Below are 26,308 nucleotides of genomic sequence, written 5' to 3' on the forward strand. Positions count from 1 at the left end.
AAAGTCCGTTTCCTTCATTCCTGCGAAGGCCGGAGCCCAGAAGTAACTGAGAATACAAAGATGCCGGATCAAGTCCTGCATGACGCCGCCCCCTTTTTTTTGACTTTTTGCGGGACCATCAATATTTATCCGGCTCTGAGCTTGTTGTAAAATTTTATGACCAGTTCAACATAATTCTGGGTCTCAGGGTAGGGCGGAATGGAATTGTTGAAGCGCTCCACCGCTCCTGGGCCTGCATTATAAGCCGCAATTACAAGTTCAAGATCCTCCTTGAAGCGGTCCATAAGATCGCTCAAAAAACGAGTTCCTCCCATTATGTTGGAAACAGGATCAAAAGCATCCAAAACCCCATAATCACTGGCTGTTCCTGGCATGAGCTGCATTAGCCCCATGGCCCCCTTGGGGGATACGGCAGATGGATTGAAATTTGACTCGACCGCTATCACCGCCTTTATCAGAGCCTCTGAAATATTATATCTGGCAGCAGCAAGCTTTATGGCGTCATCATAGCGACTTTTTTCAGGGATTGTCAGGCAGGATGTTTTATATGACCTTGAAGACAGAAATGCCTTGGGCACATAAAGAAAAATCTTGTATTGCGCGTCATGTTTTTCACTTCTTACAGGAGCATCGGTGAAATAATATTTGCAGCCACCGCGACCTATTCCCTGATATATGGCATCTTTCTCCTCATCGGAAAAAGCACTGGCAGGAATAAGAAAAATAACGGTCATAGATATAACAAGCAGGCTTCTCGTATAAGCCATAAAAGCCTCCTCCCGTGGGATAGCGCAGTAAAAACCATAATGCCTTTTGTTTACAAAGCATTTAAAATTCCGGCGTGCTCTTTATCCGCTTTTTTTGCTGCGTTGATCAAGAAGCAGGGTACATGAAGCCATAATAAAGACATTTTTGAAATTTGGCAATTTTTAAGCCCAAAATGATCTTCGTGGATACCTATTCAATTCCCTGTTGCGATTCTGAAAGCATGGCCTAAACATACGTGAGGCTTTAAAATATAAGGCCGTACATTTTTTTCACAAAAAGATCTGCATCGGAAACAAATTAACGCAGCAGAGCTTCTAAATTGCTTTTTCGTGGGAATATTATTTGATTTTATCTTCCCATATTATTTGCTGCTGAAGTCCCTATTTCAGCAACCGCCTTAAGCACATGCCTTATCTGCTCCTGATGTTCCGGCGGTACCATAAGAAAGGGCATGGCCATGCATCTGACAAAATCAGTCGGCAGAGAATTCAGGTCTGAGCCATGGGCATAGGATTCCATGTTAGCAGAGTCAGACATCCAGACAATCGCGTCCGTGAGATTGGCAACGAACCCATTTTTATCTAGATGTTCAATATATTGAAGGAATACATTATTAAGCGTCACAATAAAAGGCGGCAATACCGAATAGCCGCCGTCCTCGCAAACCTGTTCGGAATGCATGCATCTGCAATGAAAGGGTCTGACATCATAAATTCCGCACTCGCCTGAGGAAGCAAGAAATGGGCATGGCTTCCATGAGGCGTCAATAAATTCTTCCGGCTCTTCACCACCTGATATAATTATCGAAGCAAAACCATTGGAGGTCGTTTTAGGGATAAACCTTGGCAAGACAAGTGACTTTTTTAATGAATCCGTAAAAAAATGTCCGTTTCCAGCAAGAATGAATTCAGAAACAAGAAAAGACTCAAGGCTCGTGACTGTGACATTTCTTGTACAGCATGAATGGCAGCCTTTTTTGCAGGATAAGGGGTAATCCTGTATAATGCCTTCATAAAGAGCGAATATTTTATCAAGAATAGATAGCCTGGTATTTATCATAACCTCATTCCCACTTGTTTTTCATAAAGCACCAAAAACATTCCCATATAAATAGGGGCAAATAAACTACTTGCTAATGTTGGCATTTGCTCAAAAAAAACAGTTGTTTGAAATAAAAGCAAAATAAACATGTCCTTAATTTTTATGGCTGAACATGCTTTTTACTTGACATAAATCCTCACCGATATTAATTTCGTGACACTTAAAGGCGCGTAGCTCAGTTGGTAGAGCGCTACCCCGACACGGTAGAAGTCTCCGGTTCGAGTCCGGACGCGCCTACCATAAAAAAAATAAGGGATTGCTTAGCAATCCCTTTTTTGTGTTCTAAATCCCGGCAATTCCGTCAGCCCTTTAAAAATGATAAAGCTAAAACAAATATCAGCTACCAGATTTAACTTTCACTTTTCTTTTCGAGCTGCCAAGCGCTTTTTCTAAATCATCAAACCATTCCCAGAAATGCTTGTCACATGATCTCTCACTGCTTTGAATATCTGTTTCTACTGATGACTTCCTGAAATGCATGGCCTCTCCCCCTTTTTTGAATGAAGCTATCATTTGCCCAAAACATCAGAAGGAGCTATTACATAAAATAAATAGTGTCAAGACCATGAGTTTAATATTAAAAAAATATTTGGGATTTGTTTCGAATGGAATTTCTGCATTGCGGCGCAGCAAAGAAAAAAGCTGACTCTTTCGCGAAGGTGGGATCGGGGGACGAAAGAATCAGCTTTAAGGAGCGGAGGGGTTGCGCTCGTTAGAAGCTTCATTTAACATGGCTTCTTATCTCATTTTTGATGTAATCTTGTCCATAAGATGACTATTTCATTTTTATGGGGAAATCCCCCAGGATTCTGCCTACACTCTGTACAATCTATTCCTATTAATCGGACTTTATTTCCGTATTCCTGATTAATAAGAATTTATTTGAATAGCGTTTCTAAAGAGTATAACTAAATATTGGTATTATTTATATTATGGGCACTATATGTCTTGGAAGGTTTCGGACGGCTCCTCATTGATCAAAATGAACTGAATCGGGATTCTCCCGAAGCCAAATAGAATTTGATGCAAATTGCTCATGGGCACGCGCTCTTTAAATTATTTTTTAAACCTAATTGGAAACAATATCTGTATTTTAAAAAACATGGAAAAGGCTTCATTATGAATCAGACTGTAAAAATCATATGCTAATCAACACCTTTCAGCACATTCATGGCATAGGTCCAAAGACCGAGGCAGATCTTTGGTCAAGGGGAATATATGAATGGGATGATATCGACAAAATAGATCATAAATCGGTTCTATCCGGAAAATTTTATTTTATTAAAGACCAGATTGAAGAATCGAAAAAAGCCCTTCAAACCAAAGATTTTTCATATTTTGCTAAAAGGCTGCCTTCAAAGGAGCACTGGCGTATTTATTTTGACGCCATTCTCACAGAAAAGTATCCGGCCGCGTTCATAGATATTGAGACATCTTTTTCAAATTCAGGGGAACAGTACATCAGCACCATCGCACTTTATGATGGCAAGGAAATCCAGTGCTTCATAAGAGGCCATAATTTGTGGGACTTCCCTGAGTTCATCAAAAAGTATTGCCTGATAGTAACATATAGTGGAAAAACATTTGATATTCCCTTTATGGAAAACCACTTTAGAATGAAGTTTACAAATACACATATAGACTTGCGTTATGTTCTTTCAGGTATGGGAATAAAAGGAGGCCTCAAAAAATGCGAAAGAATACTTGGCTTTCATAGGAATGAATCAGAAGGAATAGAAGGGTCAATGGCTCCATTCCTCTGGAACGCTTTTGAAAGAGGCAAGAGCCTCAGGCATCTTCACACTCTGCTTGCTTATAATATAGAAGATGTCCTTGGTCTGTATCATATAATTCACAAAATCTTTGAAGACAGGATTAAAAACACTCCTTTCAAGGATATATACAGGCTTGATTATACGGCATTCCCTCAGATGCCATACAGAGCTGACAGAAATATAATCGAGAACCTGACAACCCTATCTTTTAATAACAGGGCGTCAAGCCACCATGCCTGACTACTATGATCTGCATTTCATAGAATACTTTGAAAAGACAGCCCATATCGACCCATCACCTTTTCTTGAACCAGTTCTGAAATTTCTTCCTAAAAAAGCGATTATTTTTGACATTGGATGCGGATCAGGAAGAGACATGCAGTGGTTCAGATCAAAAGGCCACCAACCTTTTGGCCTTGAAAAATCATCGGGCATGGCTGAGCTTGCAAGAAAAAAGTCCGGGTGCGAAGTAATTGAGGGTGATTTTCTGATCCACGATTTTTCCAAATACAGCGTGGATGCATTAATTCTATCGGCCTGCTTAGTTCATCAGCCCCATGATCTTCTGCCGTCAATTCTTGCGAATGTAAAATATGCCCTTAAAGTATCAGGAATTATATATCTTTCATTGAAATTTGGCCAGGGTGAAAGGACTGACGCTATTGGAAGAAAATTTTACCTTTGGCAGGATCATGACTTGCGAACATTGTTCAATATGCTATGTTTAAAAATTATTTTTCAATCCCTGACACCTTCAGCCAGGGGCACAGACGAAATCTGGCTGAATTATATTCTGGGAAAATAGCTCCCCGCCATTTTTAAGTTCATAAAGCCAGCTTTTTCATGCCCAGATCAAACGGCTTCAATAACTGTTGCCCACCGAGATCTTCAGGCAGATAAAAGGCTGCCATCATATTATCGAATGTCTTTTGGGAGGTCATTTTGGCAAAAAAATACGAAACCGATGTAGCCATTATTGGCGGAGGCCTTGCAGGGCTTGCTGCTGCCTACGAACTTCTGGATAATAATAAAAAAGTCATGATCATTGAGAGAGACACACATGACAAACTTGGAGGACTTGCCAAAGAATCATTCGGTGGAGTAATGATGGTTGATACGCCGCTTCAGAAAAAAGCCAAAATAAAAGACAGCCCTGAGCTGGCTTTTTCTGATTGGCTATCCACCGCAAAATTTGCAGAAAATGACATCTGGCCTAAAAAATGGGCTGAAGCCTACGTCTCAACATCAGGTGAGATGATATATGATTGGCTTGTCGGGAAAAATGTCCAATTTCTTCCTGTTGTCAACTGGCCGGAACGAGGCCTTTTCAGGCCTGGAAATTCTGTCCCAAGATGGCATATAGCCTGGGGCACAGGCTACGAAATCATCAAATGCATACTTAATAATCTTGAAACTCACCCCAAAAGAAAAAATCTGACAATCTTATATAATCACAGAGTCACAGACATCGAATATACAAACGAAAAAGCTGTTGGCTGCTTAGGTGTCACTGAAAAGCATGGCGAAGATTTTTCCATAAAAGCCTCTTCTGTAATTGCCGCGTCAGGCGGTATCTGCGGCGGAGACCTAAGCATGGTAAAAAATAACTGGTTTAAGGAATGGGGGGATGCCCCTGAGAATCTTCTTAACGGATCTCACCAGTATGCTGACGGGCTTGTTCACAATGCAATAGAGAATATAGGCGGCAATATTACCCACCTCGACAAGCAGTGGAACTATGCTGCAGGCATACATTATCCAGGGCATAAAGATAAAACCCACGGACTGAGCCTTGTTCCACCACGAAGCGCTTTGTGGGTTAATGGCCTTGGACAAAGGATAGGCTCACCTCCAATCATGGGCTACACAGATACAAGATATGCTGTTGAGGAAATATGCAAACAGCCCGGAAAGTACTCCTGGCAGATCATGAACTGGAAAATTGCAATAAAGGAGCTGGCAGTATCAGGATGCGACTATATGACGTCATTCAGGGAAAAGCGCAAACTGAAGCTTGTGATGGAAGTTCTTTTCGGCAACAGGGAACTAGTCAGAAAACTCATTAAGGGCTCTGAGGATATAGTCGTAGCAGGATCAGTACCTGACCTTGTACGCAAAATGAATGAAAAAAAGAACCCGTATGATATCGATGAGAAAACACTTACAGAAGAAATCAAAGCTTATGACGACAGAATTGACCGAGGCCCCGCATTTTTCAATGATGACCAGCTTAGACGAATAGCTGATTTCAGAAAATACCGTGGAGACCGTCTCAGGATATGCAAATTTCAGAAAATTAATGACCAAAAAGCATTGCCCCTGATAGCGATCCGTGAATTCATTCTTAGCAGAAAAAGCCTCGGCGGAGTCCAGACAGATCTTGACTGCAGAGTTCTCAGGAAGGATGGAGGTATAATCCCAAGGCTGTATGCAATAGGCGAGACTGCCGGATTCGGGGGCGGCGGGATTCATGGACTCGGATCTCTGGAAGGCACTTTTCTCGGAGCCTGCATACTCACCGGCAGACTTGGGGCAAGATCCATAATAAAAGGTTGATACGGAGGAATCATGGGCGCAGTCAATATGAAAAAAACAGGTGCATGGCTCACTGTATACGCACTTGAGCAGATTGGAGTTACTCGCACATTCGGGATTCCTGGTCTTCAAAACACTGAAATTTATGATGAACTGAACTCGTCTGATAAAATTCAACCCGTACTTGTCACGCATGAGGGAGGGGCATCTTTTATGGCTGATGCTGTCAGCCGCACTTCATCATCGATCGGAACTCTCGTCATTGTACCTTCTGCGGGAGTAACCCATGCCATGAGCGGAATAGGCGAAGCCTTTCTTGACGGCATCCCGATGCTCATCATAAGTGGCGGAGTAAGGCGAGATACAGGTAAATCCTACCAGCTTCATCAATGGGATCAGCATAGGCTTCTTGAAGCAGCAACAAAAAAAACATGGCTCATTGAAAAACATGAAGAAATTGTTCCGACAATTTATGAGGCATACAGAACTGCAATATCAGGTGAACCCGGCCCTGTTTTTATTGAAATTCCTGTGGAGATCCAGCTCTTTAAGGCAGAAATAAACAATTTACCCGCTTTTGTCTTTGATGAGCCTAAGCATAATGTTGATATGGAAAAAATAAAAGCTGCTGCTGAGATTCTCGCGGCAGCCAAGAATCCAGGAATGTTCATTGGATGGGGATGCAGGGATGCTACAGACTCCTGCATAAAAATGGCAGAATTGCTTGAAAGCCCTGTTTCAACGACGCTTCAGGGACTCAGTGTTTTTCCGGCATCTCACCCGCTTCATACTGGAATGGGGTTTGGACCGAGTGCTGTTCCATGCGCAGAAAATGCCTTTATTGATTGCGATTGCCTGTTGGCGGTCGGAACAAGATTCGCTGAGATTCCAACCGGCAGTTTTGGAGTAAAAGTGCCGGAAAATTTAATTCATATTGATATCAATCCGAATGTGTTCAACAAGAATTACCCTGCCAGAGTAGCTATTGAGGGAGATGCGGGTTTGGTTATTGACCAGATTCTTCAATATATGGTTTCTTCAGAATTAAAGACTCAAAAGAAAAATGATTCAATCAGAAAAAAAATAGCCGGAGATAAAGCCGAATATCTTGACTCATGGAAAAAACTGAAGACAGATAAAGTCAATCCGGCTTTGTTTTTCGAGAAGTTGAGAACAAGGCTTAGGGATGATGATATAATGGTCGTTGACGACGGCAACCACACTTTTCTTGCAGCAGAACTCTTTCCGGTGCTTAAATCCAAGCATTTCATATCTCCCAGCGATTTCAACTGCATGGGCTACTGCGTCCCTGCCGCCATAGGCGCCAAGCTCGTGAATCCTGAAAAACAGGTGGCTGGAATTGTGGGAGATGGCGCATTTCTCATGACTTGCATGGAAATCCTCACTGCTTCAACTCTGAACGCAGGCATAGTCTATTTTGTTTTTCATGACGGAGAACTTGCCCAGATAGCTCAGGGCCAACAAATCCCGTACAACAGAAAAACATGCAGCATTCTTGGAGACGTAAAACTTCAGGGAGTAGCAATGGCAACCGGCGCAGCCTTTGTTGAAATGAAGAAAAACGAAGAAATTGAAATATGCATGGACAAGGCTTTCGGCCTCGCATTGATGGGACAGCCTGTGATTGTGGATGTCAAAATCGACTATTCAAGAAAAACAAGATTCACCCAAGGTGTTGTCTCGACAGTATTAAAAAGATTCCCGCTTGGTGACAAGTTCAGGTTTATCGGAAGGGCTGTGCTAAGGAAAATAATCGGATAAGCAAAATTACCCATATTTATACTTCACATCGTCATAATTTGAATTCTTCTGATAAATGAAAGATCAAAGGCCGCTTTTTGAAAAAAGCTTGGCAAAAACTTTTCGGTTATGGATTCTTTTGCTTTAAAAACATATGTTCTCAACTCGTAATAAAAAAACCATAAAAGTTTTGGGAAAGGTCTGGAAAACCCTTTTTCAAAAGGGTTTTCCAGTAATGATGCAACAACAGGCTTGCCATTCAAACGGCCTGACTCATTTCAAATGTTCAAGCTGTGACATTGATGAGTATAGACAGCTGGCACAAAGTTGCCAAGCTGTTTAAATATGGAAAAAATGAATCAAAGCCTACCAGCTCTCTTCAGTGAATCTTTGAAGGTTTTGTATAAAATATCCGTATCTGCCATTCCTCGCTGAAGAACAGTTTCAAACTCAGGGATATTTCTTTCATTTATGATCAGATTAACGCTTTTTACAAATGACATCATATAATCAAGCGTCTTGAATCTTTTTGATAACAAGGCAACAAAAATATGACGTCTTATATTTATTGGCATTCTTGCGATATACATAAGCACGCCATTTGTGTCTGGATTAGCTGTGTCAAAGTTTTCATTCACTATTATAAGATCATAATCATGATAACGCATCTGTTTCAATGCATCTCTCGTATTGTGTGCTTCCGTAACGTGGTATTCCATATAATCAAGAACCGTCTTAATCTGAGAGATAACCTCCGGTGACGTTTCACATATCAGAGCAGTACGCCCTTCTTCCTCAATGAAGTCAAAAGGCTTTTCCATTGATGAGTCAGGCTCGGATGGCTGGTATTCCTGGGCAGGAGCTTCGGACTTTGCCGGAGGCTCATCATCTTCAATAAAATCAAAACCACTGATGCCAGAAGGCTCTGAAGACGGTTTTGCCTTTGGCGGTACCACTATCTTGTTTTTACATTTGGGGCATGTAAGGGATGCAGATCGATCCTCAGGGATTTTTTCATCTGGAATATTGAATTTGCTCTGACAGGACTCGCATATGATATCCATTGTTCCTCCCTGAATCAGTATTTTCCGTAGGTTCTATCAAGTTCAAGATTGGCAATATCCGAAGTGGCCTCGCCTCTTGCGCTCTTAACAGAGTCGATACCTCTTCCGACAACACCTCTATGTGAAGAGTATGCCAAGGCTGTTTCTTTGGTAATGAGACCTTTTTCATAAAGCCTGATTATATAGCTGTCGAATGTGGACATGCCAAAAGCTTCGCCAGCTTCAATGATCTCATAAAAGGTCTTACCTTCTGACTCTCCGTGCAGGATTGCGTCCTTGGTTCTGAGGCCTGTGCCAAGGATTTCAAACGCCGCGATTCTTCCTCCTCCAACTTTCGGAAGAAGCCTTTGGCAGACAATCCATTTTACAGTATCTGCCAGACGTATTCTTACCTGGGCTTCTTCGGCAGAATCAAACAGACCGATTATTCTGTTTATTGTCTGTCCAGCATCAATAGTATGCAGGGTCGCCATAACAAGGTGGCCTGTTTCTGCTGCCCTGAGTCCGATTTCTACAGTTTCCCTGTCCCTCATTTCACCAACGAGTATGACTTTGGGCGCTTGGCGTAGTGCCGCCCTCAGACCATTTGCATATGTGCTGAAATCTGTACCAAGCTCTCTCTGGTTGAATGTGGATTTTTTATGCGTATGCTGGTATTCTACTGGATCTTCAAGGGTTATTATGTGAAGAGATTTGTTTTCATTGATATCATCGAGGATTGCAGCCAGAGAAGTTGACTTACCAGAACCGGTTGCTCCTGTAACGATAACAATGCCATTTCTCTCCTGGGCTATTTTATAGAATACCTGGGGAAGATTAAGATCCTTAACTGTCGGGATCTTGGATTCCAGACGCCTGAGAACTATGGACGTATTCCCTGACTGGGAAAAAACGTTAACCCTGAATCTTGCCTTTCCGGGCAGGGTATAGGACAAGTCGCAGGAGCCGTCATTAACAAGCATATCGCTTAGGCGCCTGTCGCCCTTCAGAAGATTCATGGCAAAAACCTCATTCTGAAAAGGCGTCAGCTCCTTGATGTCCGGAGTCATTTCCACGGTGCAGAGTTCGCCAGAACTCTCCACCTGTAATGGCTTCCCTACGGTTAGATTGAGGTCGGAAACATTGTCATGGGAATCAAGCATTCTTGACAGTATGAAATCTATTTCCTGCTTTTTCAAGGCGCCTCCTGTAATTGTGTGATTTGCCTGATATTAAGAAGCCTCGGTGAAATCAGCCGGAGGATTCTTAAGAAATGCCCTGAATCTGGATTTGTCGTTTGATTTGGAATAAGCATCTTCCGCGCTTATTTTCCCAGAGGTGTAAAGATCCAGGATAGCGTCATCCAGTAGCTGCATACCGTATTTTTTCCCGGTTTGAATCATGCCCGGAACCTGATGGGTCTTTGCTTCTCGAATCAGGTTTCGCACAGCAGGTGTTGCTATAAGTATTTCAAGAGCAGCGACACGGCCTTTTTGGTCAATTCGCTTGAAAAGAACCTGGGCGACTATGGCTCTTAGACCGTCGGAAAGAGTTGAGCGTATCTGGGCCTGCTGGTTTGCCGGAAATACCTCAATTACTCTGTCCACTGTTTTCGCGGCGCTTGATGTATGGAGAGTTCCAAATACGAGATGCCCTGTTGAAGCAGCCTCAATTGCAAGTGAAATAGTTTCGAGGTCTCTCATTTCACCAACAAGGATTATGTCAGGGTCTTCACGAAGAGCGCCCCTGAGCGCAGAACTGAAATTTTTTGTATGAAGGCCGACTTCACGATGGTTAACTATACAGCTCTGACTTTTATGCACAAACTCGATTGGATCTTCGATTGTGATAATATGATCTTTTCTTGCCCTGTTTGCCACGTCAATTATGGCGGCAAGGGTTGTGGACTTACCGCTGCCGGTGGGGCCTGTCACAAGAATCAGACCTCTCGGCAGAGAAGCAAGTTTTGAAATAACAGGAGGAAGGCCAAGCTGCTCAGAGGACATGATCACGCTTGGAATCTGGCGAAAAACCGCTCCGACCCCATTTTTCTGCTGAAAAAAATTGGCTCTGTATCTTGCAAGTCCCTGGATTTCATAACCGAAATCGACATCTCCGGTTTCCTCAAAGACTTTTATTTTGTCTTCAGGCGCTATTTCATAAAGCATGCTTCTCAGTTCATTATTGTCCAGGACCTTGTATTTAATCCTTTCCATTTCTCCATTGATTCTGAGCGCTGGCGGAAGCCCTGCAACAAGATGCAAATCCGAAGCGCCCTGATCATGCATCAATTTGAAAAAAGCATCAATTTTGGCCATTTAAATACTCCCTATCAGTACGGTGCTGTATCATACAAGGCTATCAGTTTTAAGGAATGGCTACTGGAACGAAGAAAGACAATTGAGAAAAAAATATAACTTAAAATGTGTACATAAACAAATATTATCTTGAGGTATATTTTAAATAAAAAAATAAAAACCAATACAGACAACTCATGGAATCTGTCTCAGATGCTTTACTTTTAGGTCATTATCTTCCGAATAATTCGTAGGACAGTCATTATTCTTAAGGATAGCCTTACCCAGTTCTATGGCTTTCCTTATATGATCATCAATCATTTCCTTCTGCTTCATGAGATCCTGAATATCATCATTCAGGCGCTCAACCCTTGTGCGGGCTTCGGCCAGAATTCTTTCGGACTCTCGCTGGGCTTCTGTTATTATCATCCGGGAGGTGTTCTGGTTAGAAGGACTCTGGGCTTCATCTTTAAGGGATACCAGATTTTTTTTGAGTTCCTGATAAGCTCTTTTAAGTTTTTCTTCCCTTGCTTTGAGCTCTTCAATCTCAATCTTTGCGTTTTTAAGGCTTTCCGCCATGCGCCTGTTATCTATTTCAAGATTTGTGAAGCCCTCCGCAAGCTGATCCAAAAAGAAATCCACTTCCTGTACATCAAATCCGCGGAACTTGACCTTAAACTGTTTGAGCTGGATATCCCTCGCTGTGATTGTCATTAATAATGCCTCTCAAAAACGTGTAATAACTTAGTTAATTGTATCAAGAACGCACTGTGCCGAAAAAATATCCGTGCCTCAGCAAGACCATCCTACAGTATCAGGCATCGGGCCTTCAATTATCTCATTATCAGTCTTTGGGCCATCATAAAAAGAGAGTTTACCACAAACTCCTGAAGAAACATTATGAGCATGAAAATTATGATCGGAGAAAGATCTATGCCTCCGAAAGTAACAGGAAGATATTTTCTTATCCTGCCCATAACAGGCTCTGTGATGTTGTATATGAAGCGCACGACAGGATTATAGGGATCAGGACTTACCCAGGACAGGACAGCCCTTGCGATAATAATCCACATGTATATCTGCAAAGCATAATTAAGAAGTTTGGCTGCCGCGAAAAGAAAATTCCCTAAAAGAAACATTTGTAACCTTTATTTATATTTGATTTTTTTTCAAAGAATCCACTGACTCAATTTGGCAATTAAATAAATAATATAGCCCCAAGTCAAGCACTTTAATCCATGTAGCGAATAATAATCTGTAAATATTGGCAAAAGGAGTGGTTTGTAGTTCAGGACTCTGCATGTAGGTGTCTGTTTTATTTGTCCTGTCAGTATCGGATTTTTTGCGACTCCATCTGTAATGCATAGCCATATAAACAATGGCTGAATTGAATATATTAACAACTTATGGCCACCCGCCCCTTTGATATTGAGGGGCTTTGTTTTTTAAATTTAATTAGCAACTGGTTATTTAAACTTATTTTTTTATGCTATTATTTGTATAAATTATAATCTTGACATTTTAATTAATTAAAACTAATTCATTGCATGTTTTTATAAGTTTAAATTCTTTGCCCTCACAATGGCGTGGGGCAATTATCCGAGATGACAAAGGTGTCTTCTGGCAGTGCATTACTGCCTGTGGACGCCTTTTTTTATTTTGTCAGTTCAAATCAAACAAATTATTGAGGCAAATTAAGGAGAGGTTAATATGGATATGCGTTTTTCCAAATCAAATGACGTTCTTGGAACAACCAACCGTGGCAATGCGGCTGAATCAGGTCTTTGCACACTCTGCCGCGCAGATTGCATGGGTAAATGCGAAACCTGGCTTTCTTCAATGGTGGGCAGAAAACTCCTTTATCCAAGAGATTTCGGAACAGTTACAGCTGGCGCAAACAACACCACCCATGTTGGTGTTTCTTACAATTCTCTACGTATCCAGGGATATGCTTACGGTGCAAACGGACTCAAACCAGGCCTTACAACAGATCCTGATGACTGTATCTTTCCAAACGTAAACCTTGAAGGCGAGTTTGGCTGGGATGTAAAGACCAAATTCCGTGCTCCAATAATGACCGGAGCTCTTGGCTCAACCTTTATTGCCGCAAAATACTGGGATTCATTTGCAATAGGCTGCGCACTCGTTGGCGTGCCAATAGTAATCGGTGAAAACGTTGTCGGCGTTGACAAGGCTTCTGAAATCAATAACGGAAGAATCAGCAAGGCCCCTGAACTTGATCGCCGTATTGATACCTACCTTCGTTATCATGATGGCTACGGCGCGATCATTGTACAGCTCAACGTTGAAGATACCAGAAATGGCGTTGCCGAGTACGTTGCCCAGAAATATGGTGATAAGGCAATTATTGAACTCAAATGGGGTCAGGGCGCAAAAGACATAGGCGGTGAAATTCAGGTAACCAGCCTTGAATATGCAAGTTTCCTCAAGAAGCGCGGCTATGTTGTTGACCCTAATCCAGAGCTTCCGGAAGTTCAGGAAGCTTTCAAGAAAGGCGCAATCAAGTCCTTTGCGCGTCACAGCCGTCTTGGCGGAACCAACCTTTCAAAAGTTGACGCTGTCAGAGAAGATTTCATGAAGTCAGTTGATTACCTCCGCAGCCTTGGTTTCAAGAGAATCTCTCTTAAGACCGGTGCTTATGGGATGGAAGAACTTGCAATGGCCATCAAATTCGCTTCAGACGCGAAGATGGATCTTCTCACCATCGACGGCGCAGGTGGTGGTACTGGCATGAGCCCATGGAATATGATGCAGAGCTGGGGCGTTCCTTCCCTTCTTCTCCACGCAAAGGCTTATGAATATGCTTCAATTATTGCGGCAAAAGGCCAGAGGGTTGTTGATATGTCCTTTGCCGGCGGTTTCGCTCTTGAAGACAATATATTCAAGGCCCTTGCACTTGGCGCTCCTTTCACAAAACTTATCTGCATGGGACGCGGCCTCATGATTCCTGGATTCCTTGGATCAAACATCGAAGGCGTTCTCAGACCTGAAAGAAAAGCTGATGTTAACGGAAACTGGGACGCGCTTCCAAAAACCGTTTCTGACATAGGTTCAACAGCCCAGGAAATTTTTGCTTCTTATTTTGATGTAGAAAAGAAAGTTGGCAAGGAAGAAATGAAAAATATTCCTTATGGCGCGCTTGCTTTCTGGACAATGGCTGACAAGCTTTCCTGCGGTCTCCAGCAGCTCATGGCTGGTGCTCGTAAGTTTGCACTTAACCAGATCACAAGGGGCGATATTGTTTCATGCAACCGTGAAACTGAGCTTGAAACTGCAATACCTTTTGTTACATGCGTAAATGATGAAAGTGCTAAAAAGATTCTTAACGGATAGTCCTTAAGCAAGAATCCGGCTCTCGCCCGGAAGAGCCGGATTCATAATTGTTAAGCAAAGAGCATTGAAGCTGAATTGTAAAGTGAAAGCATAAAAATGATCCAGGTCAAAACAAATATCATTATCTTCAGCTTTGACCATTCACCTTCCGAGTAACGTCCTGTAATCAAGGCAAACCAATCAGGTGACATGGTATTTTTGATGTCATTTTCCAGCCCTTTAAAGTCGCCGAAGAGCCATTTCCCAAAGTTCCAAAATATGGGCAACGATAGTATGAAGGTGATGGCAAGGAGCAAAGGCTGTTCAATGTAGTCCTTTAGCCATTTCATTTTTCTGTTCCGAATTTTGGATTTCCGGTCAACATTGATGGACTCGCAAAAAGTCAAAAAAGGTATTCGGCGTCATGTCGGACTTGATCCGGCATCCAGTTATTTCAGATACTTCTGGATTCCGTCCTGCGCCGGAATGACGGAAATTGGACTTTTTGCGACTTCATTTATTGTCAGTAATGTTTTGGGGAACGAAACAAATAGCGTAACAAAGAATGGTTGCACCATTTATTCGTTAAATCAAATAACCGTAAAGATTTTGCGGAGCTTTTTTCAAAAAGCGGCTCGCCGAAGGCAATCGTCGCTGAAAATAAGATAGAGCAATATTTTATTTTTATAATGCTCAAAGAGCTTGTCAACCCGACGAACAACATTCCGCGAACTACATTAGCTCCAGCTTTTTCTTGGCCATCTCGACTACGGGCCTGTTTTTGCCCAGTTCAACAGCTTTCTGGAACGAGGCCATGGCCTGTTCATTCTGTCCTGATTTATAATAAGCTTCTCCAATATCGTAATGCAGTTCCGCAACATTGGGAGATATTTTCAGGGCCTTGTTCAGGGTTTCTATCGCCAGATCGTTTTTGCCCATGGCTGTATATGTCAAAGCAAGGCCTCTCATGGCTTTCACGAAGTTTGGGGAATAGGTAAGAGCTTTTAAATAGCAGGCTTTCGATTTTTCATACATTTTTTTATTGTAATAGACCCAGCCAAGGTTTGCCATTGGGTAGTGTGGGGTCGCATAAATAAGGTTGTCATTCAGTTTTTCAAAACATGCTATGGCATCATCCCATTTGCCTGCGTCCATATATACTGTTCCAAGGTTGTTTATTGCAGGCGCATAGTCTGGTTTAAGCTCAATAGCTCTTTTGAAATGCTGGATGGATTTGTCATATTCTTTTCTGCCCATGTAGGCTATTCCAAGATTATCCTGGGTGATATGGTCATCAGGATTTATTTTTTCAGCTTCGCTAAGTTTCTGGATCGCCAGGGTGAATTCTCCCTGGTGGATGTATGCTTCGCCAAGACGCCTTGTGGCTTCGGCCTGTTTTTCTTCGTTTGCCGATTTAGAGAAACATCCTGTTGTTAACATTGCGCCGACGATGAACGGGATCATATATTTTTTCATGCATGTATCTCCTTGCTTCGTTAACATGGGGTCAATAAAAAGAATTGAAAGAAAGTATTACGGTTTTTATTCCTGTCTGCTGAAGGGCAGCAGTGACAGGGCTTGCAAATTTGCCTTTTGTTATTATGTATTCGGTGTTTCTCGGCGTTCTGGCGTGTACGCCAGCAGGCTTTATCGTCACATAAGGATCTCCTGACCTCGTGGTCAGAATCTTCAGGGTCGGATTAATCTGGGTTTTGCAGCCAAGCATCTCCAGGAAATGCGATATGGTACTTTCCGAAAAGTCTGTTTCCTCTGAATTCTGTTCCGGGAATTCCAGTACCCTTATGCCTGATTCTTTAAGTGCTTTTACATTGTCTTGGGACAGTTCGCTGTCAGCCAGAACAAATATCTGCCCATCCGGGGAGTAAATTGTATCAGCCGTAATATCAGTATTTTGGCCATCTTCCATGGCTATTGAATGCTGGGCGTTTTCTGAATAACTGTACCCAAGAGCTATGGAGAGATTTGCATAAAGCTGGCTCTGGACGCTGAAGGTGACAGTTTCGGTTTCATCAACAAAATAGTCTTTTTGTGGTTCTTTGGTATCTTTCTTTCCGCCACCCATTTCCTTAAGCAGAACACCTTTTACATGTTTCAGATAGTCGATGAAAAAAGCATGGGATTTTTTGCTGTCATCTGCAAGTGGAGTCAGAAACACTTTTTTTTCAGAACTTGTTCTTCCTGGAACAAAAAGCCATTCCGGCATTATTTCTATCAGGGCATTGTCTGAATTCAGAATTACCGGAGCGCCCGGCTTTCTGAGCACGGATGCGGAGGCCATGGAATCAATTATGCCTTCGACTGTGCCTGTTTTGTCGGCATCAATTATGGATGTGTCTGGCATGGCTTTTTTTATTGCTGCTTTGTCTGAATCTGTGATTGATTCATAGTTCTCGCAAAACAGGACCTTCCCACCGCCTTCAACATCAATCATCGGGTCTTTGCTCAGGTCTATTTTGTGCACACCGCCATCAGGCTTTGGAATAAAATACTGGCCTGTCTTGTATATTTTTCCTCCGACGAGGGATGCAAATTTTTCCATTGGAGGAGGCTCCGCTGATTGCAACGGGCTCGGACTTTTTTTGAGCAGCGGCTGTTCTTCAATTTTTTGTACGGTTTTTTTTTCAGGATGGGGACTGCCCTTGGTCTCATACATGGATTTGAACCAGGGCTGAGTTTTAATGCTGGCTTTGGGAACGACAATTTTCTCGCCAGCACTGATCTGATCGAGGCTTGTAATTTCAGGGTTGAGTTTTTTGAAAAGATCTAATCCTCGTTTTTCCTCTTCAGGACTTGATGGCTGGAAATATTTATCAATAATACCTGATACGTTATCTCCTTCCTTTATTGTATGTTCTTCTGTGTGAGCTTCGAGCATTTCGCCGAAACTGGTCAGAGACACAAGGGGTATGCTGACAACGCCGGTTGATTGTCCTGGCAAAGAATTTGGAGTAAGTTTCTTAAGTGGTATGTATATTTCATCATTCTGGCGGATCAGGTTTATGTCTGATATCCTTGGGTTTATACTCTGAAAAATGCGGAAAAACTCGGGGAAATCATTTGCCGAGATCTCCCCTTTTTCACGAAGAAGTTTTATTACGCTGTCGTCCTTTCTTACAGTATAAGGCTCGCAAAGGATTTCAACCCCGCCGTAATTTGCAACAAGATATTTTTTATAGAGAATGGACGCCCCGGCCTGTGAAACCGGAGCGACACATGAAAATATCATTGCTGCTAAAAGAAAAGCTTCTTTTTTTGTCATTCAGATCAGCCTGAAACTGATTTGAGGTTAAGTTGCGTTGCTATTTCAGTGGTTATTCTCTTGATATAATTCTCCATGGCGGATCCTGTCAGGGGATTTCCAGGCATTGGTATTTCTGCCAGATCCTGGGGATGAATATAAACAGGCATGTTGGCCAGCTCTTTTTTTGGAGTTATATCGTATTCCGCCGGGAAAGTATTTGAAAAATACATATCCTGGAATCCCGAGAATTTCAACGCATGGGCCGTTGAGTCTAAGATTGCTGTCTCTGTTTTGCTTACTTTTCCGGCCTTTATGGCGTTCACGAGTCCTGCGAGGGTTTCTCCTCCGTGGGTGCAGACAATATGCCCATGTCTGTTTGCAGTAAGCTGCCAGTCCATGATCTGCTGCTCTGTCACCTGCTCAAAGAATACGTTTTGTTTGCCAGAAATTTCGTTGTATTTTTCAACAAGTTTTATAACCCTTGGCATTGATACCGGATTTCCGATCATTGCGGCCTGGGCTGCGCTTGGCCTTACATTGACCGCCTCGAAGACCCGCTTCTTTGGATCAGGCTCAAGATAATATCTGTAAACCGGGTCAGCGTGCTCTGACTGAACACCTATGAGCTTCGGAAGAGTATCGATTATTCCTGCATCGTAAAACTTAAGGAAGCCATTCATTACTGCGGTTATGTTTCCGGCATTTCCGATCGGAACCACAACAACCTTGTCCTTCATGTCAAAGTCAAAATCCTGGGCTATTTCATATGAATATGATTCCTGGCCAAGGATTCTCCATGCGTTTTTGGAATTAAGAAGCGCTACGGAATAGTTTTCTGACAGTCTTTCAACTATTTTCATGCAGTCATCGAAAACACCTGGAATTTCAAAAACCCTTGCCCCACTGCCAAGCGGCTGGGAAAGCTGCTGTGGAGTCACTTTTTTATGGGGAAGAAGAACCGCTGATTTCACATTCGGCTCGAGATATGATGCATAAAGGGCCGCAGCGGCAGATGTGTCGCCTGTTGAGGCGCATATTGCAAGTACATCTGACACAAGCCCGTTTTTCACAAGATAGTTGATGTAGCTCAGGGCGCTTGCCATCCCTCTGTCTTTGAACGACGCACTCGGGTTCTGTCCGTCATTTTTAAAAAAGAAGCTCATTCCTGCCTTCTGGCTTAGAATGCTGTTTGCCTCAACTATGGGAGTGTGGCCTTCGCCAAGGTACAGAATCGAATCAAGAGGAATTACCGGGCCTATGAATTCATGATATCTGTAAATCCCCTTTAAAGCAGGTATTTTCAGCATTTTGCGATAGTCAAGAATCTTGCGCCAGGTCTTTCCAGGGATTTTTTTAATTCTTTCCTGATTTTCATCATGCAGAAGAAGAACGCTTTTGCATTCAGGGCAGATATAAAGAAGCTTTTCTATTCCGTATTCAGCCTCGCATGAAAGGCATCTGTATTTCATTCTGCCTTCGGTCTTTGGGATAAGATATTCTTTAATATCGTCAGGGAATATGTCCATATTTATGCTATTCATTTGCTATCCTTTTAATACCGCCCATGTAAGGCTGAAGAGCTTCAGGAATTCTGACTGATCCGTCCTTTTCCTGATAATTTTCAAGTATTGCGGCTACTGTTCTGCCAACAGCGAGGCCTGAACCGTTCAGGGTATGAACATATTCTGTGCCTTTCTTTCCTGTCCGCTTGAACCTGATGTCTCCGCGTCTTGCCTGGAAGTCTTCAAAATTGCTGCATGAAGAAATTTCCCTGTATTTGTCCTGGGAAGGCATCCATACTTCTATGTCATAGGTTTTAGCTGATGAGAAGCCCATGTCTCCGGTGCAGAGTGTTATTACCCTGTATGGGAGTTCAAGTCTTTTAAGAACTTCTTCAGCATCCAGAAGAAGCTTTTCAAGTTCTTCGTATGAAGTTTCGGGAGGCACGAGCTTAACAAGCTCAACCTTGTCGAACTGATGCTGACGTATAAGGCCCCTCGTATCTTTTCCGTATGATCCTGCTTCTGATCTGAAGCACGGAGTCTGTGCAACATAATACTTTGGAAGATCTTTTTCCTCTATTATTTCCCCTTGATGGATATTCGTTACAGGAACTTCGGCGGTTGGAATCAGAAAATAATCAGTCCCTTCAATTTTAAACAGATCCTGTTCGAATTTTGGCAGCTGACCTGTCGAAGTCATGCTTTTTCTGTTCACCATGAAGGGAGGAAGAACTTCCGTATACCCACTTCTTGAGACATGGAGATCCACCATGAAGCTTATTAGAGCTCTTTCAAGCCTTGCTCCAAGTCCGAAATAAAGGGGGAATCTGGCTCCGCTTATTTTTGCGGCACGCTCAAAATCGAAAATCTTCAATGCTTCGCCGATATCCCAGTGAGCTTTTGGCTCAAAATCAAATACAGGAAGGGCTCCGATCTTTTTGATTTCTATATTGTCGTTCTCGTCCCGTCCCACTGGTACTGATTCGTGGGGGATATTGGGGATGGTATAAAGGATATTTTTGATTTTTTCTTCGTTTTCATTTATGATGCCTTCGAGCTCTTTGATTCTGGTTGATACGTCTCGCATTTCAATCACAAGGCTTTCAGCATTTCCGCCGCTTTTTTTAATCCGTGCAATTTCTTCAGAAACAGTATTACGGCGGTATCTTAAAGTTTCTATCTCTGTGAGAGATCCCTTGCGCAGATCTTCGCTTTGGGCAAAAGAGTCAAGATCCACGTCTGTATTGCGTTTCTGCATGGCCTCACGCACCACAGATAAATTTTGTCTTACAAACTTGATTTCAAGCATATTAATACCTATATTTTATTACCTGTTTTTTTATTATTATAAATCTTATTATAATCAGGCAGATGAAGATAAAGTGTGATAAAAACTTGGAAAAATTAGCACGCGCCTTATGGGCAGTCAATAAATAAAAGGCTCAGACAGGCAAAGCATCACCCAAGAGAATGATTTGAGAAGTATTCTGGATACCCAAGCACTGGAGAAAAGGAAAATGTCTGTTATCGAAACTGTGGAAAAAAGGCTCAGCGCTTTTTCAGAAGAAGAACTCGCTCAAAAAAGGAAGAAATTAGAAGATCGGCTGTTTGATTTCGCTAATTTTGTGGAGTCAAAAATAATCCTTTTCTACATGCCTGTGGGATTGGAGGTCGACACAACAGCAATAATCAACAGAAGCTTTTCAAGAAAAAAGATAATCGCACTGCCCAATTTTGAATCTGAAAAAATCAAGATTGAATTTTTTAAGGTGGATGATCTTTCAACAGAGCTGAAAAAAGGTTCTGACGGAAGATTTGAGCCTGATCCTGCCCTTTGTAAGTCAATACCAGTGAGGAATATTGACATTGCAATCATACCCGGAGCGGCATTCGACGAAAAGGGTGGCAGGATTTCACTAGACACAGGCTATTATGACAAGCTTATTGCAAGATTGCCAATCACAACAAGAAAAATAGCCATTGCCCTTGAAGAACAGATTGTTCCCCAGATCAGCATGGATTCGAAGAGTAAATATGTTGACATAATTGTGACTGACAAGAGGATCATTTACAAAATATAGTAGATTTTACTTATCAAGACTCGTGTAAATATTCAGGATGGTCTGGATATTCCTTCAAGATGTCTTATTATCCGGTATTTAAAAGAGATGGGCTCGCTAAAAGTCAAAAAATGGCTTTAGCGTCATGCCGGAATTGATCCGGCATCTTTGTATTTTCAGGTACTTCTGGATTCCTGCCTGTGCCGGAATGACGAGAATCGGACTTTTTCCGACCTTGTCAAAAGAAACATAATCCCTAAACCGTCTTTTCATGGCCACTAAATCCATGGATAAGGCGGTTTTCTTCATGTTTTTTATCTCAGGGATTCCAAATTCATGGGAATACTGCTATTAGCTGTTGAACCCCGGACAATATCACAGCAGAATATGATTTTGCGAACAGATGTCTGTCAATAGCAGTCTATTAGGATTTTATGCAGAACCGCGAAGCAAAATATAAGCGCCTCAGGGAGGAAATGGTATTCAGGCAGCTTGAAATGAGAGGCATAAGTGACCCTCTCGTTCTTGATGCGATGAGAAGTGTTCCACGCCATCTTTTTGTAAGTGAGGCATTGATGGATCAGGCATATGGTGATTACCCGCTTCCCATAGGTGAGCAGCAGACAATCTCCCAGCCTCTCATAGTCGCTGAAATGACCCAGGCCATAGGAATAGGGCCGGATGACAGGGTTCTTGAAATTGGAACCGGATCAGGTTATCAGGCTGCCATTTTATCAAGAATAGCTTTCAGGGTTTATACTGTTGAGCGGATTTATTCCCTTTATGCAAGAACAAGAAAGCTTTTTGACCAGCTTCAGTATTATAATATCGTAACAAGATATTCTGACGGAACCAGCGGATGGAAGGAAGAATCACCATATGACGCCATCGTTGTGACAGCTGGCGGCCCTGAAGTTCCTGAGCCTTTGGTAAAGCAACTTGCTGTGGGAGGAAAGCTTATTATTCCTGTTGGGGATAAATATACCCAGGAATTGATCAAAGTCACAAGGACAGAAACCGGCGTAAAAAGAGAAAGCCTTGGGTCATGCCGATTTGTAAAGCTTATAGGCGAGCATGGCTGGAAAGAATGAAAATGGATTTGAGATTTTTGATTTAAAGAACAAAAAATCTAACCCCGGATTTATTTTCTAAACCACTCCTGAACAAAATCTTTAAATGCCCGGCAAATTGGCGACTGGGTTCTCTCGCTGTGACCAGTTAGATAAAAACTCCTTGAAAGCCTGATTCCTTCGATATCAATTGCTGAAAGAGACCCTGCCTTGATTTCTGAAGCTGCGGCAAGTCTTGAAATAATGCTTACTCCGAGTCCGCTTTTAACAGCTTCTTTAACAGCCTCGGTGCTTCCCATTTCAGCAGTGATATTCAGGTTTTCCCTGGAAACGCCTTTTTCTTCCATATGGGACAAAAATGATTTCATGGTTCCTGAGCCGGTCTCCCTCATTATAAAAGGCTCGCTGCTCAGTTCTTTTGCGTAAACAGGCCCTTTGCCTTTGGCAGCCCATGGGTGGTCAGGCGGGGTTATAAGGCATAGTTCGTCTTCGATTATTTTTTCCTGCCATATTTTCCTGTCCAATGTCTGTGCACCGACAACAGCAAGCTCGAAGTCTCCGGAAAGTATGTGGGAAATAATCTCATCGGTTGAAGAAATGTTCAGGGATATTTTTGCTCCGGGATATTTTTTGATGAATCCTCCAACGATCCTTGGGAGAATATAACCTCCCGGAATTGTGCTGCCGCCTATTTTCAGGTTTCCCTTTATTGCTCCCTGAAATTCAGCCATCGCAGCTTCGGTTTCATCTTTAAGATTGATAAGCTTTTTAGCGTATGAGTAAAGAAGCTCTCCTGATTTTGTCGGCGCGGCCTCCTTTCCCATCCTGTCGATCAGTTTGCAGCCAAGATAGTCTTCAAGATCCTTGATATGGCTGCTTATTGTCGGTTGGGAAAGATGAACCGCCTTACCCGCTTTTGAAAAGCTTTTGAGTTCGATTACCTTGAGAAAAATATTAAGTTGCCAAAGATCCATTTTATTGTCCTGCCTGCATGGATGCTATTTTTATCAGGAGTCTTTCATTGACGACCGGGGTGACCATGGATGAGACATCACCTCCAAAAAGCGCAGCCTCTTTTATTACAGATGAGCTTGTAAAAATCCATCTCAGACCGGTCATGAGAAAAATGGCTTGCACATCTTTATTCAGTCTTCTGTTCATCATGGCCATCTGGAACTCAACCTCGAAATCAGACACGGCCCTTAGCCCCCTTATCACCGCGCAGGCGTTTTTCTGGACTGCATAGTCAACAAGAAGACCTCCGAAAGAATCGACTTCCACATTGGGCATGTCAGGAAGGCTCAGCCTTATCAGCTCTTTTCTTTCCTCTACAGAGAAAAGTCCCTTTTTGTTGGGGTTTTTTAGGACAGCGACTATTACCCTGTCAAAAATACACAGGGATCTTTCAATTATGTCTATATGACCGTTTGTGAGAGGATCAAATGAGCCAGGATAAATTGCGATTCTTTCCATATAGTCTGCTTTTTGAAATTGTAATTTAAGGAAGCCAGACAAGGCCGACTGTTTTGGTTTTCATGTTCATACCATATATCTCAGGATAGAGACAATATTCTTGCCGTACCGTCTGTCTTTTTCCATGGAGTAGAATTCTTCTATCCCTTTAAGATCAATAGGTTCATCTTTTGAATGCTGTACTATTACGCATGCTTCTGACGCAATTGATCCGCAAATGCCAAGGTGCTTGAGAGTCGTTTTTACAAGATTTTTTTCATATGGAGGGTCAAGGAAAACCATATCAAATTTATTATCCATGTCTTTGATGCAGTTTAAATTCTTTTCAATATCCCATCTTATTAGCTTTGCCTTATCAGCTATGCCGCAATGTTCTAAATTTTTGCGTATTGTTTCTGCTGCTGATAATCCGTTTTCAATAAGAACGGCACTATCTGCACCTCTACTCAATGCTTCAATGGCTATTGCTCCTGTACCTGCAAAAAGCTCCAGAAAGGAAGCCCCCTTTATTTCATGACCAATGATGCTGAATATGGCCTCCCTCACTTTGTCAGATGTTGGGCGTGTCGAGAGACCCGGAAGAGACGCTATTTTTTTCCCTTTCAGGCTTCCGCTGATGATTCTGAGATTCATTTATTTTTTATTCTCTAAAAGTTCGCTGAGACGTTCTTCTGTGATGCCAAGGGATGCAGCAGCTTTTTTTGTATCTCCTGCACATGCCTGAATCCGCCGGGTAGCAAAATCCGTCTCAAACCTGATGAGGGCATCTTCAAGGAGTTCGCTGTCGATGGAATTCATGTTTTCTGCCGGAGCAAGTTCAGATGATTTCTGTCCGTTATAAGGCACAGGAATGTCATCAATGTCTATAAGATTTTTTGATGACATGATTGTGAGTCGTTCGACCAGATTTTTGAGTTCCCTAACGTTTCCCGGCCAGTTGTATTCGGCAAGCAGTCCGAGCGCCTTGTCAGTGAACTGTATCTGCGGCTTGTTGCATGCCTCTGATGCCTTATAAAGAAAAATTTCGGCAAGAACCGGAATGTCCTCTTTTCTGTCCCTCAGCGGAGGAACTTCGACCGGAACAACATTAAGTCTGTAATAAAGATCCTCTCTGAAATTGCCGGATGATATTTCTGTCTCCATGTTTTTGTTTGTCGAGGCTATTATTCTGAAATCAGCCTCAATCTCTCTGTTGCCGCCAATGCGCTGGAATTTTTTCTCTTCAAGAACCCTCAGTATTTTTCCCTGGGTTTTAAGGCTCATGTCTCCGATTTCATCGAGGAAAAGAGTTCCATGAGTGGCCATTTCAAGTTTTCCCTTGTATCTGTTCTTGGCTCCAGGGAAAGCGCCTTTTTCATAGCCAAAAAGCTCTGTTTCTATCATTTCTTCTGGTATGGCGGCGCAATTGACGGTCACAAGCGGATAGTCAGCCCTTTTGCTTATCTGGTGAATGGTTCTTGCTATGAGCTCCTTGCCTGTGCCGTTTTCACCTTTTATGAGGATGGAGCTGTCCGTGGGCGCGACCTTGGCGGCATTCATTCTGAGTTCATTGACAGCCGAACTTTTCCCGCTAATCGAATTTTTTTCAAGGTTTTTTCTTTTGAGATATTTGTTTTCTTCCTCAATTCGCCTGAAATTGAGGGCATTATTAATGGTTATAATAACCTTGTCTATGGACAGGGGCTTTTCGATGAAGTCATAGGCACCGAATTTTGTGGCACTGACAGCTGTGTCTACAGTCCCGTGACCTGTAATCATTACAACTGGCAGCTCAGGAGCTATTCTTTTTATTTCCTTGAGCGTTTCGATTCCGTCTATTCCCGGCATCCATATATCGAGCAATGCCAGATCAGGATGGTTCTTTTCCAGGGATTTCAGGGCTTCATATCCGTTTGCTGCGGTTGTCACCTCAAAGCCTTCGTCTGTCAGAATATCCTTGAGGGTTTTCCTTATATAGGCCTCGTCGTCAACTATAAGTATGCTTGGAAACATTTTGCTCCTTATTCCATTTTTCATTCAAACCCCTACCCAATAGAATTATCGGGTTGGCTGCGTCGTCAGTTCCTCGACGTACAAACAACGTACGCCTCCGGGACTTCCTCCTTGCCGCCTTGGTATCATCTTGAATGCAAAATGGAATTAGTATTTATTAGAAATTAAAACTTGGCAGATTATATATATTTTTTTACACAGTGATGCGAGAAGATTCAAAGTGAAATCATAAATTCTTGAAAACCTCAATAAGCTCTGATATTTACACCTTTTGCAAATTCCTGGTTTTGCAGAAACTGTTTTAGTTCAGAAATAATTGAACCTGGAGCCTTATTT

The 26,308-nt window shown here is 42.4% G+C and carries 25 protein-coding genes and 1 tRNA gene; 8 read left to right on the plus strand and 18 right to left on the minus strand.

Annotation, left to right across the window (positions count from 1 at the left end; genetic code table 11):
• Positions 1–125 precede the first annotated feature (125 nt).
• Entirely contained in the window at positions 126–767 is a 642-nt protein-coding gene (locus tag K245_RS23870; protein ID WP_051284019.1) for a lytic transglycosylase domain-containing protein, read from the minus strand.
• A gap of 349 nt (positions 768–1,116) precedes the next feature.
• Complete coding sequence (locus tag K245_RS0109940; protein ID WP_027359172.1) at positions 1,117–1,827, minus strand: YkgJ family cysteine cluster protein; 711 nt, start codon at positions 1,825–1,827, stop codon at positions 1,117–1,119.
• A gap of 206 nt (positions 1,828–2,033) precedes the next feature.
• Between K245_RS0109940 and K245_RS0109950 the strand changes: the two genes are divergently transcribed.
• Positions 2,034–2,109: transfer RNA gene (locus tag K245_RS0109950), tRNA-Val, on the plus strand.
• Between the two features lie 96 nt (positions 2,110–2,205).
• On the opposite strand, the gene K245_RS27705 is transcribed toward K245_RS0109950, so the two are convergent.
• On the minus strand, positions 2,206–2,349 hold the full coding sequence (locus tag K245_RS27705; protein ID WP_156906762.1) for a hypothetical protein: 144 nt from the start codon (positions 2,347–2,349) through the stop codon (positions 2,206–2,208).
• A 662-nt stretch (positions 2,350–3,011) separates the two neighbouring features.
• On the opposite strand from K245_RS27705, the gene K245_RS23875 reads away from it, so the two are divergent.
• The 4 genes from K245_RS23875 (at position 3,012) to K245_RS0109980 (ending at position 7,961) form a co-directional block, all read left to right on the plus strand.
• Positions 3,012–3,884: a ribonuclease H-like domain-containing protein gene (locus K245_RS23875; protein WP_051284020.1), complete on the plus strand. Its 873-nt coding sequence runs from the start codon at positions 3,012–3,014 to the stop codon at positions 3,882–3,884.
• A complete protein-coding gene (locus K245_RS0109965) occupies positions 3,877–4,449 on the plus strand; it encodes a class I SAM-dependent methyltransferase (RefSeq protein WP_027359173.1) in 573 nt (190 codons plus the stop codon). The genes K245_RS23875 and K245_RS0109965 overlap by 8 nt, the downstream gene beginning before the upstream one ends.
• A 137-nt stretch (positions 4,450–4,586) precedes the next feature.
• Entirely contained in the window at positions 4,587–6,200 is a 1,614-nt protein-coding gene (locus tag K245_RS0109975) for an FAD-dependent oxidoreductase (protein ID WP_198013868.1), read from the plus strand.
• 12 nt (positions 6,201–6,212) lie between these two features.
• Positions 6,213–7,961 carry a thiamine pyrophosphate-binding protein gene (locus K245_RS0109980; protein WP_198013869.1) on the plus strand — a complete coding sequence of 583 codons (1,749 nt, stop codon included), beginning with the start codon at positions 6,213–6,215 and terminating at the stop codon, positions 7,959–7,961.
• Positions 7,962–8,299: 338 nt separating this feature from the next.
• Here K245_RS0109980 and K245_RS0109990 read toward each other — a convergent pair whose 3' ends face one another.
• The 5 genes from K245_RS0109990 to K245_RS0110010 form a co-directional block, all read right to left on the minus strand.
• Positions 8,300–9,004 (minus strand): zinc-ribbon domain-containing protein, encoded by a 705-nt coding sequence (locus K245_RS0109990; RefSeq protein ID WP_027359177.1) that lies wholly within the window; start codon positions 9,002–9,004, stop codon positions 8,300–8,302.
• 14 nt (positions 9,005–9,018) lie between these two features.
• On the minus strand, positions 9,019–10,182 hold the full coding sequence (locus K245_RS0109995; protein ID WP_027359178.1) for a type IV pilus twitching motility protein PilT: 1,164 nt from the start codon (positions 10,180–10,182) through the stop codon (positions 9,019–9,021).
• A 33-nt stretch (positions 10,183–10,215) separates the two neighbouring features.
• Complete coding sequence (locus tag K245_RS0110000) at positions 10,216–11,301, minus strand: type IV pilus twitching motility protein PilT (RefSeq protein WP_027359179.1); 1,086 nt, start codon at positions 11,299–11,301, stop codon at positions 10,216–10,218.
• 174 nt (positions 11,302–11,475) lie between these two features.
• Positions 11,476–11,994, minus strand: coding sequence for a DivIVA domain-containing protein (locus K245_RS0110005; protein WP_027359180.1), 519 nt, complete (start codon positions 11,992–11,994; stop codon positions 11,476–11,478).
• Between the two features lie 119 nt (positions 11,995–12,113).
• The gene (locus K245_RS0110010) at positions 12,114–12,419 is read right to left on the minus strand and encodes a YggT family protein (RefSeq protein ID WP_027359181.1); all 306 of its coding nucleotides are present in this window, start codon (positions 12,417–12,419) and stop codon (positions 12,114–12,116) included.
• 571 nt (positions 12,420–12,990) lie between these two features.
• Between K245_RS0110010 and K245_RS0110015 the strand changes: the two genes are divergently transcribed.
• Positions 12,991–14,634 carry a glutamate synthase-related protein gene (locus K245_RS0110015; protein ID WP_027359182.1) on the plus strand — a complete coding sequence of 548 codons (1,644 nt, stop codon included), beginning with the start codon at positions 12,991–12,993 and terminating at the stop codon, positions 14,632–14,634.
• A 50-nt stretch (positions 14,635–14,684) separates the two neighbouring features.
• On the opposite strand, the gene K245_RS0110020 is transcribed toward K245_RS0110015, so the two are convergent.
• From K245_RS0110020 to serS, 5 genes are all read right to left on the minus strand, one after another.
• Positions 14,685–14,963, minus strand: coding sequence for a hypothetical protein (locus K245_RS0110020; RefSeq protein WP_027359183.1), 279 nt, complete (start codon positions 14,961–14,963; stop codon positions 14,685–14,687).
• Between the two features lie 382 nt (positions 14,964–15,345).
• Positions 15,346–16,089, minus strand: coding sequence for a tetratricopeptide repeat protein (locus tag K245_RS0110025; protein WP_051284021.1), 744 nt, complete (start codon positions 16,087–16,089; stop codon positions 15,346–15,348).
• Between the two features lie 31 nt (positions 16,090–16,120).
• Complete coding sequence (locus K245_RS0110030) at positions 16,121–17,893, minus strand: LysM peptidoglycan-binding domain-containing protein (protein ID WP_027359185.1); 1,773 nt, start codon at positions 17,891–17,893, stop codon at positions 16,121–16,123.
• A gap of 5 nt (positions 17,894–17,898) precedes the next feature.
• A complete protein-coding gene (thrC, locus tag K245_RS0110035; protein WP_035276934.1) occupies positions 17,899–19,416 on the minus strand; it encodes a threonine synthase in 1,518 nt (505 codons plus the stop codon).
• Positions 19,409–20,686 carry a serine--tRNA ligase gene (serS, locus tag K245_RS0110040; protein ID WP_027359187.1) on the minus strand — a complete coding sequence of 426 codons (1,278 nt, stop codon included), beginning with the start codon at positions 20,684–20,686 and terminating at the stop codon, positions 19,409–19,411. The genes thrC and serS overlap by 8 nt, the downstream gene beginning before the upstream one ends.
• A gap of 208 nt (positions 20,687–20,894) precedes the next feature.
• Between serS and K245_RS0110045 the strand changes: the two genes are divergently transcribed.
• On the plus strand, positions 20,895–21,458 hold the full coding sequence (locus tag K245_RS0110045) for a 5-formyltetrahydrofolate cyclo-ligase (RefSeq protein ID WP_035276936.1): 564 nt from the start codon (positions 20,895–20,897) through the stop codon (positions 21,456–21,458).
• A gap of 96 nt (positions 21,459–21,554) precedes the next feature.
• Here K245_RS0110045 and K245_RS27710 read toward each other — a convergent pair whose 3' ends face one another.
• On the minus strand, positions 21,555–21,746 hold the full coding sequence (locus K245_RS27710; RefSeq protein ID WP_156906763.1) for a hypothetical protein: 192 nt from the start codon (positions 21,744–21,746) through the stop codon (positions 21,555–21,557).
• 125 nt (positions 21,747–21,871) lie between these two features.
• Here K245_RS27710 and K245_RS0110055 point away from each other — a divergent pair, with 125 nt between their 5' ends.
• Positions 21,872–22,528: a protein-L-isoaspartate(D-aspartate) O-methyltransferase gene (locus tag K245_RS0110055; protein ID WP_027359189.1), complete on the plus strand. Its 657-nt coding sequence runs from the start codon at positions 21,872–21,874 to the stop codon at positions 22,526–22,528.
• Between the two features lie 50 nt (positions 22,529–22,578).
• On the opposite strand, the gene K245_RS0110060 is transcribed toward K245_RS0110055, so the two are convergent.
• From K245_RS0110060 to K245_RS0110075, 4 genes are all read right to left on the minus strand, one after another.
• Positions 22,579–23,481, minus strand: a complete 903-nt coding sequence (locus K245_RS0110060) for a selenium metabolism-associated LysR family transcriptional regulator (RefSeq protein ID WP_027359190.1) — start codon at positions 23,479–23,481, stop codon at positions 22,579–22,581.
• A gap of 1 nt (position 23,482) precedes the next feature.
• On the minus strand, positions 23,483–23,980 hold the full coding sequence (gene coaD / locus K245_RS0110065) for a pantetheine-phosphate adenylyltransferase (protein ID WP_027359191.1): 498 nt from the start codon (positions 23,978–23,980) through the stop codon (positions 23,483–23,485).
• Positions 23,981–24,046: 66 nt separating this feature from the next.
• A complete protein-coding gene (gene rsmD / locus K245_RS0110070; protein WP_027359192.1) occupies positions 24,047–24,613 on the minus strand; it encodes a 16S rRNA (guanine(966)-N(2))-methyltransferase RsmD in 567 nt (188 codons plus the stop codon).
• Positions 24,614–25,996 (minus strand): sigma-54-dependent transcriptional regulator, encoded by a 1,383-nt coding sequence (locus K245_RS0110075; protein ID WP_332248661.1) that lies wholly within the window; start codon positions 25,994–25,996, stop codon positions 24,614–24,616.
• Positions 25,997–26,308 lie beyond the last annotated feature (312 nt).

It is taken from the genome of Desulforegula conservatrix Mb1Pa (assembly GCF_000426225.1).
In the GTDB taxonomy this organism is placed as follows: Bacteria; Desulfobacterota; Desulfobacteria; order Desulfobacterales; family Desulforegulaceae; genus Desulforegula; species Desulforegula conservatrix.

Excerpts from the sequence above, each read along its gene's own strand:
- K245_RS0110020 (WP_027359183.1), bottom strand. The coding sequence starts at position 14,963 with ATGAAATGGCTAAAGGACTACATTGAACAGCCTTTGCTCCTTGCCATC.
- K245_RS0110075 (WP_332248661.1), bottom strand. The coding sequence starts at position 25,996 with ATGAAAAATGGAATAAGGAGCAAAATGTTTCCAAGCATACTTATAGTT.
- serS (WP_027359187.1), bottom strand. The coding sequence starts at position 20,686 with ATGCTTGAAATCAAGTTTGTAAGACAAAATTTATCTGTGGTGCGTGAG.
- K245_RS0110045 (WP_035276936.1), top strand. The coding sequence starts at position 20,895 with ATGTCTGTTATCGAAACTGTGGAAAAAAGGCTCAGCGCTTTTTCAGAA.
- K245_RS0110000 (WP_027359179.1), bottom strand. The coding sequence starts at position 11,301 with ATGGCCAAAATTGATGCTTTTTTCAAATTGATGCATGATCAGGGCGCT.
- K245_RS0110025 (WP_051284021.1), bottom strand. The coding sequence starts at position 16,089 with ATGAAAAAATATATGATCCCGTTCATCGTCGGCGCAATGTTAACAACA.
- K245_RS0110030 (WP_027359185.1), bottom strand. The coding sequence starts at position 17,893 with ATGACAAAAAAAGAAGCTTTTCTTTTAGCAGCAATGATATTTTCATGT.
- K245_RS0110060 (WP_027359190.1), bottom strand. The coding sequence starts at position 23,481 with ATGGATCTTTGGCAACTTAATATTTTTCTCAAGGTAATCGAACTCAAA.
- coaD (WP_027359191.1), bottom strand. The coding sequence starts at position 23,980 with ATGGAAAGAATCGCAATTTATCCTGGCTCATTTGATCCTCTCACAAAC.
- K245_RS27705 (WP_156906762.1), bottom strand. The coding sequence starts at position 2,349 with ATGCATTTCAGGAAGTCATCAGTAGAAACAGATATTCAAAGCAGTGAG.
- K245_RS0110015 (WP_027359182.1), top strand. The coding sequence starts at position 12,991 with ATGGATATGCGTTTTTCCAAATCAAATGACGTTCTTGGAACAACCAAC.
- K245_RS0110005 (WP_027359180.1), bottom strand. The coding sequence starts at position 11,994 with ATGACAATCACAGCGAGGGATATCCAGCTCAAACAGTTTAAGGTCAAG.
- K245_RS23870 (WP_051284019.1), bottom strand. The coding sequence starts at position 767 with ATGGCTTATACGAGAAGCCTGCTTGTTATATCTATGACCGTTATTTTT.
- K245_RS0109980 (WP_198013869.1), top strand. The coding sequence starts at position 6,213 with ATGGGCGCAGTCAATATGAAAAAAACAGGTGCATGGCTCACTGTATAC.
- K245_RS0110010 (WP_027359181.1), bottom strand. The coding sequence starts at position 12,419 with ATGTTTCTTTTAGGGAATTTTCTTTTCGCGGCAGCCAAACTTCTTAAT.
- K245_RS23875 (WP_051284020.1), top strand. The coding sequence starts at position 3,012 with ATGCTAATCAACACCTTTCAGCACATTCATGGCATAGGTCCAAAGACC.
- K245_RS0109990 (WP_027359177.1), bottom strand. The coding sequence starts at position 9,004 with ATGGATATCATATGCGAGTCCTGTCAGAGCAAATTCAATATTCCAGAT.
- K245_RS0109965 (WP_027359173.1), top strand. The coding sequence starts at position 3,877 with ATGCCTGACTACTATGATCTGCATTTCATAGAATACTTTGAAAAGACA.
- K245_RS27710 (WP_156906763.1), bottom strand. The coding sequence starts at position 21,746 with ATGAAGAAAACCGCCTTATCCATGGATTTAGTGGCCATGAAAAGACGG.
- K245_RS0110055 (WP_027359189.1), top strand. The coding sequence starts at position 21,872 with ATGCAGAACCGCGAAGCAAAATATAAGCGCCTCAGGGAGGAAATGGTA.
- thrC (WP_035276934.1), bottom strand. The coding sequence starts at position 19,416 with ATGAATAGCATAAATATGGACATATTCCCTGACGATATTAAAGAATAT.
- rsmD (WP_027359192.1), bottom strand. The coding sequence starts at position 24,613 with ATGAATCTCAGAATCATCAGCGGAAGCCTGAAAGGGAAAAAAATAGCG.
- K245_RS0109940 (WP_027359172.1), bottom strand. The coding sequence starts at position 1,827 with ATGATAAATACCAGGCTATCTATTCTTGATAAAATATTCGCTCTTTAT.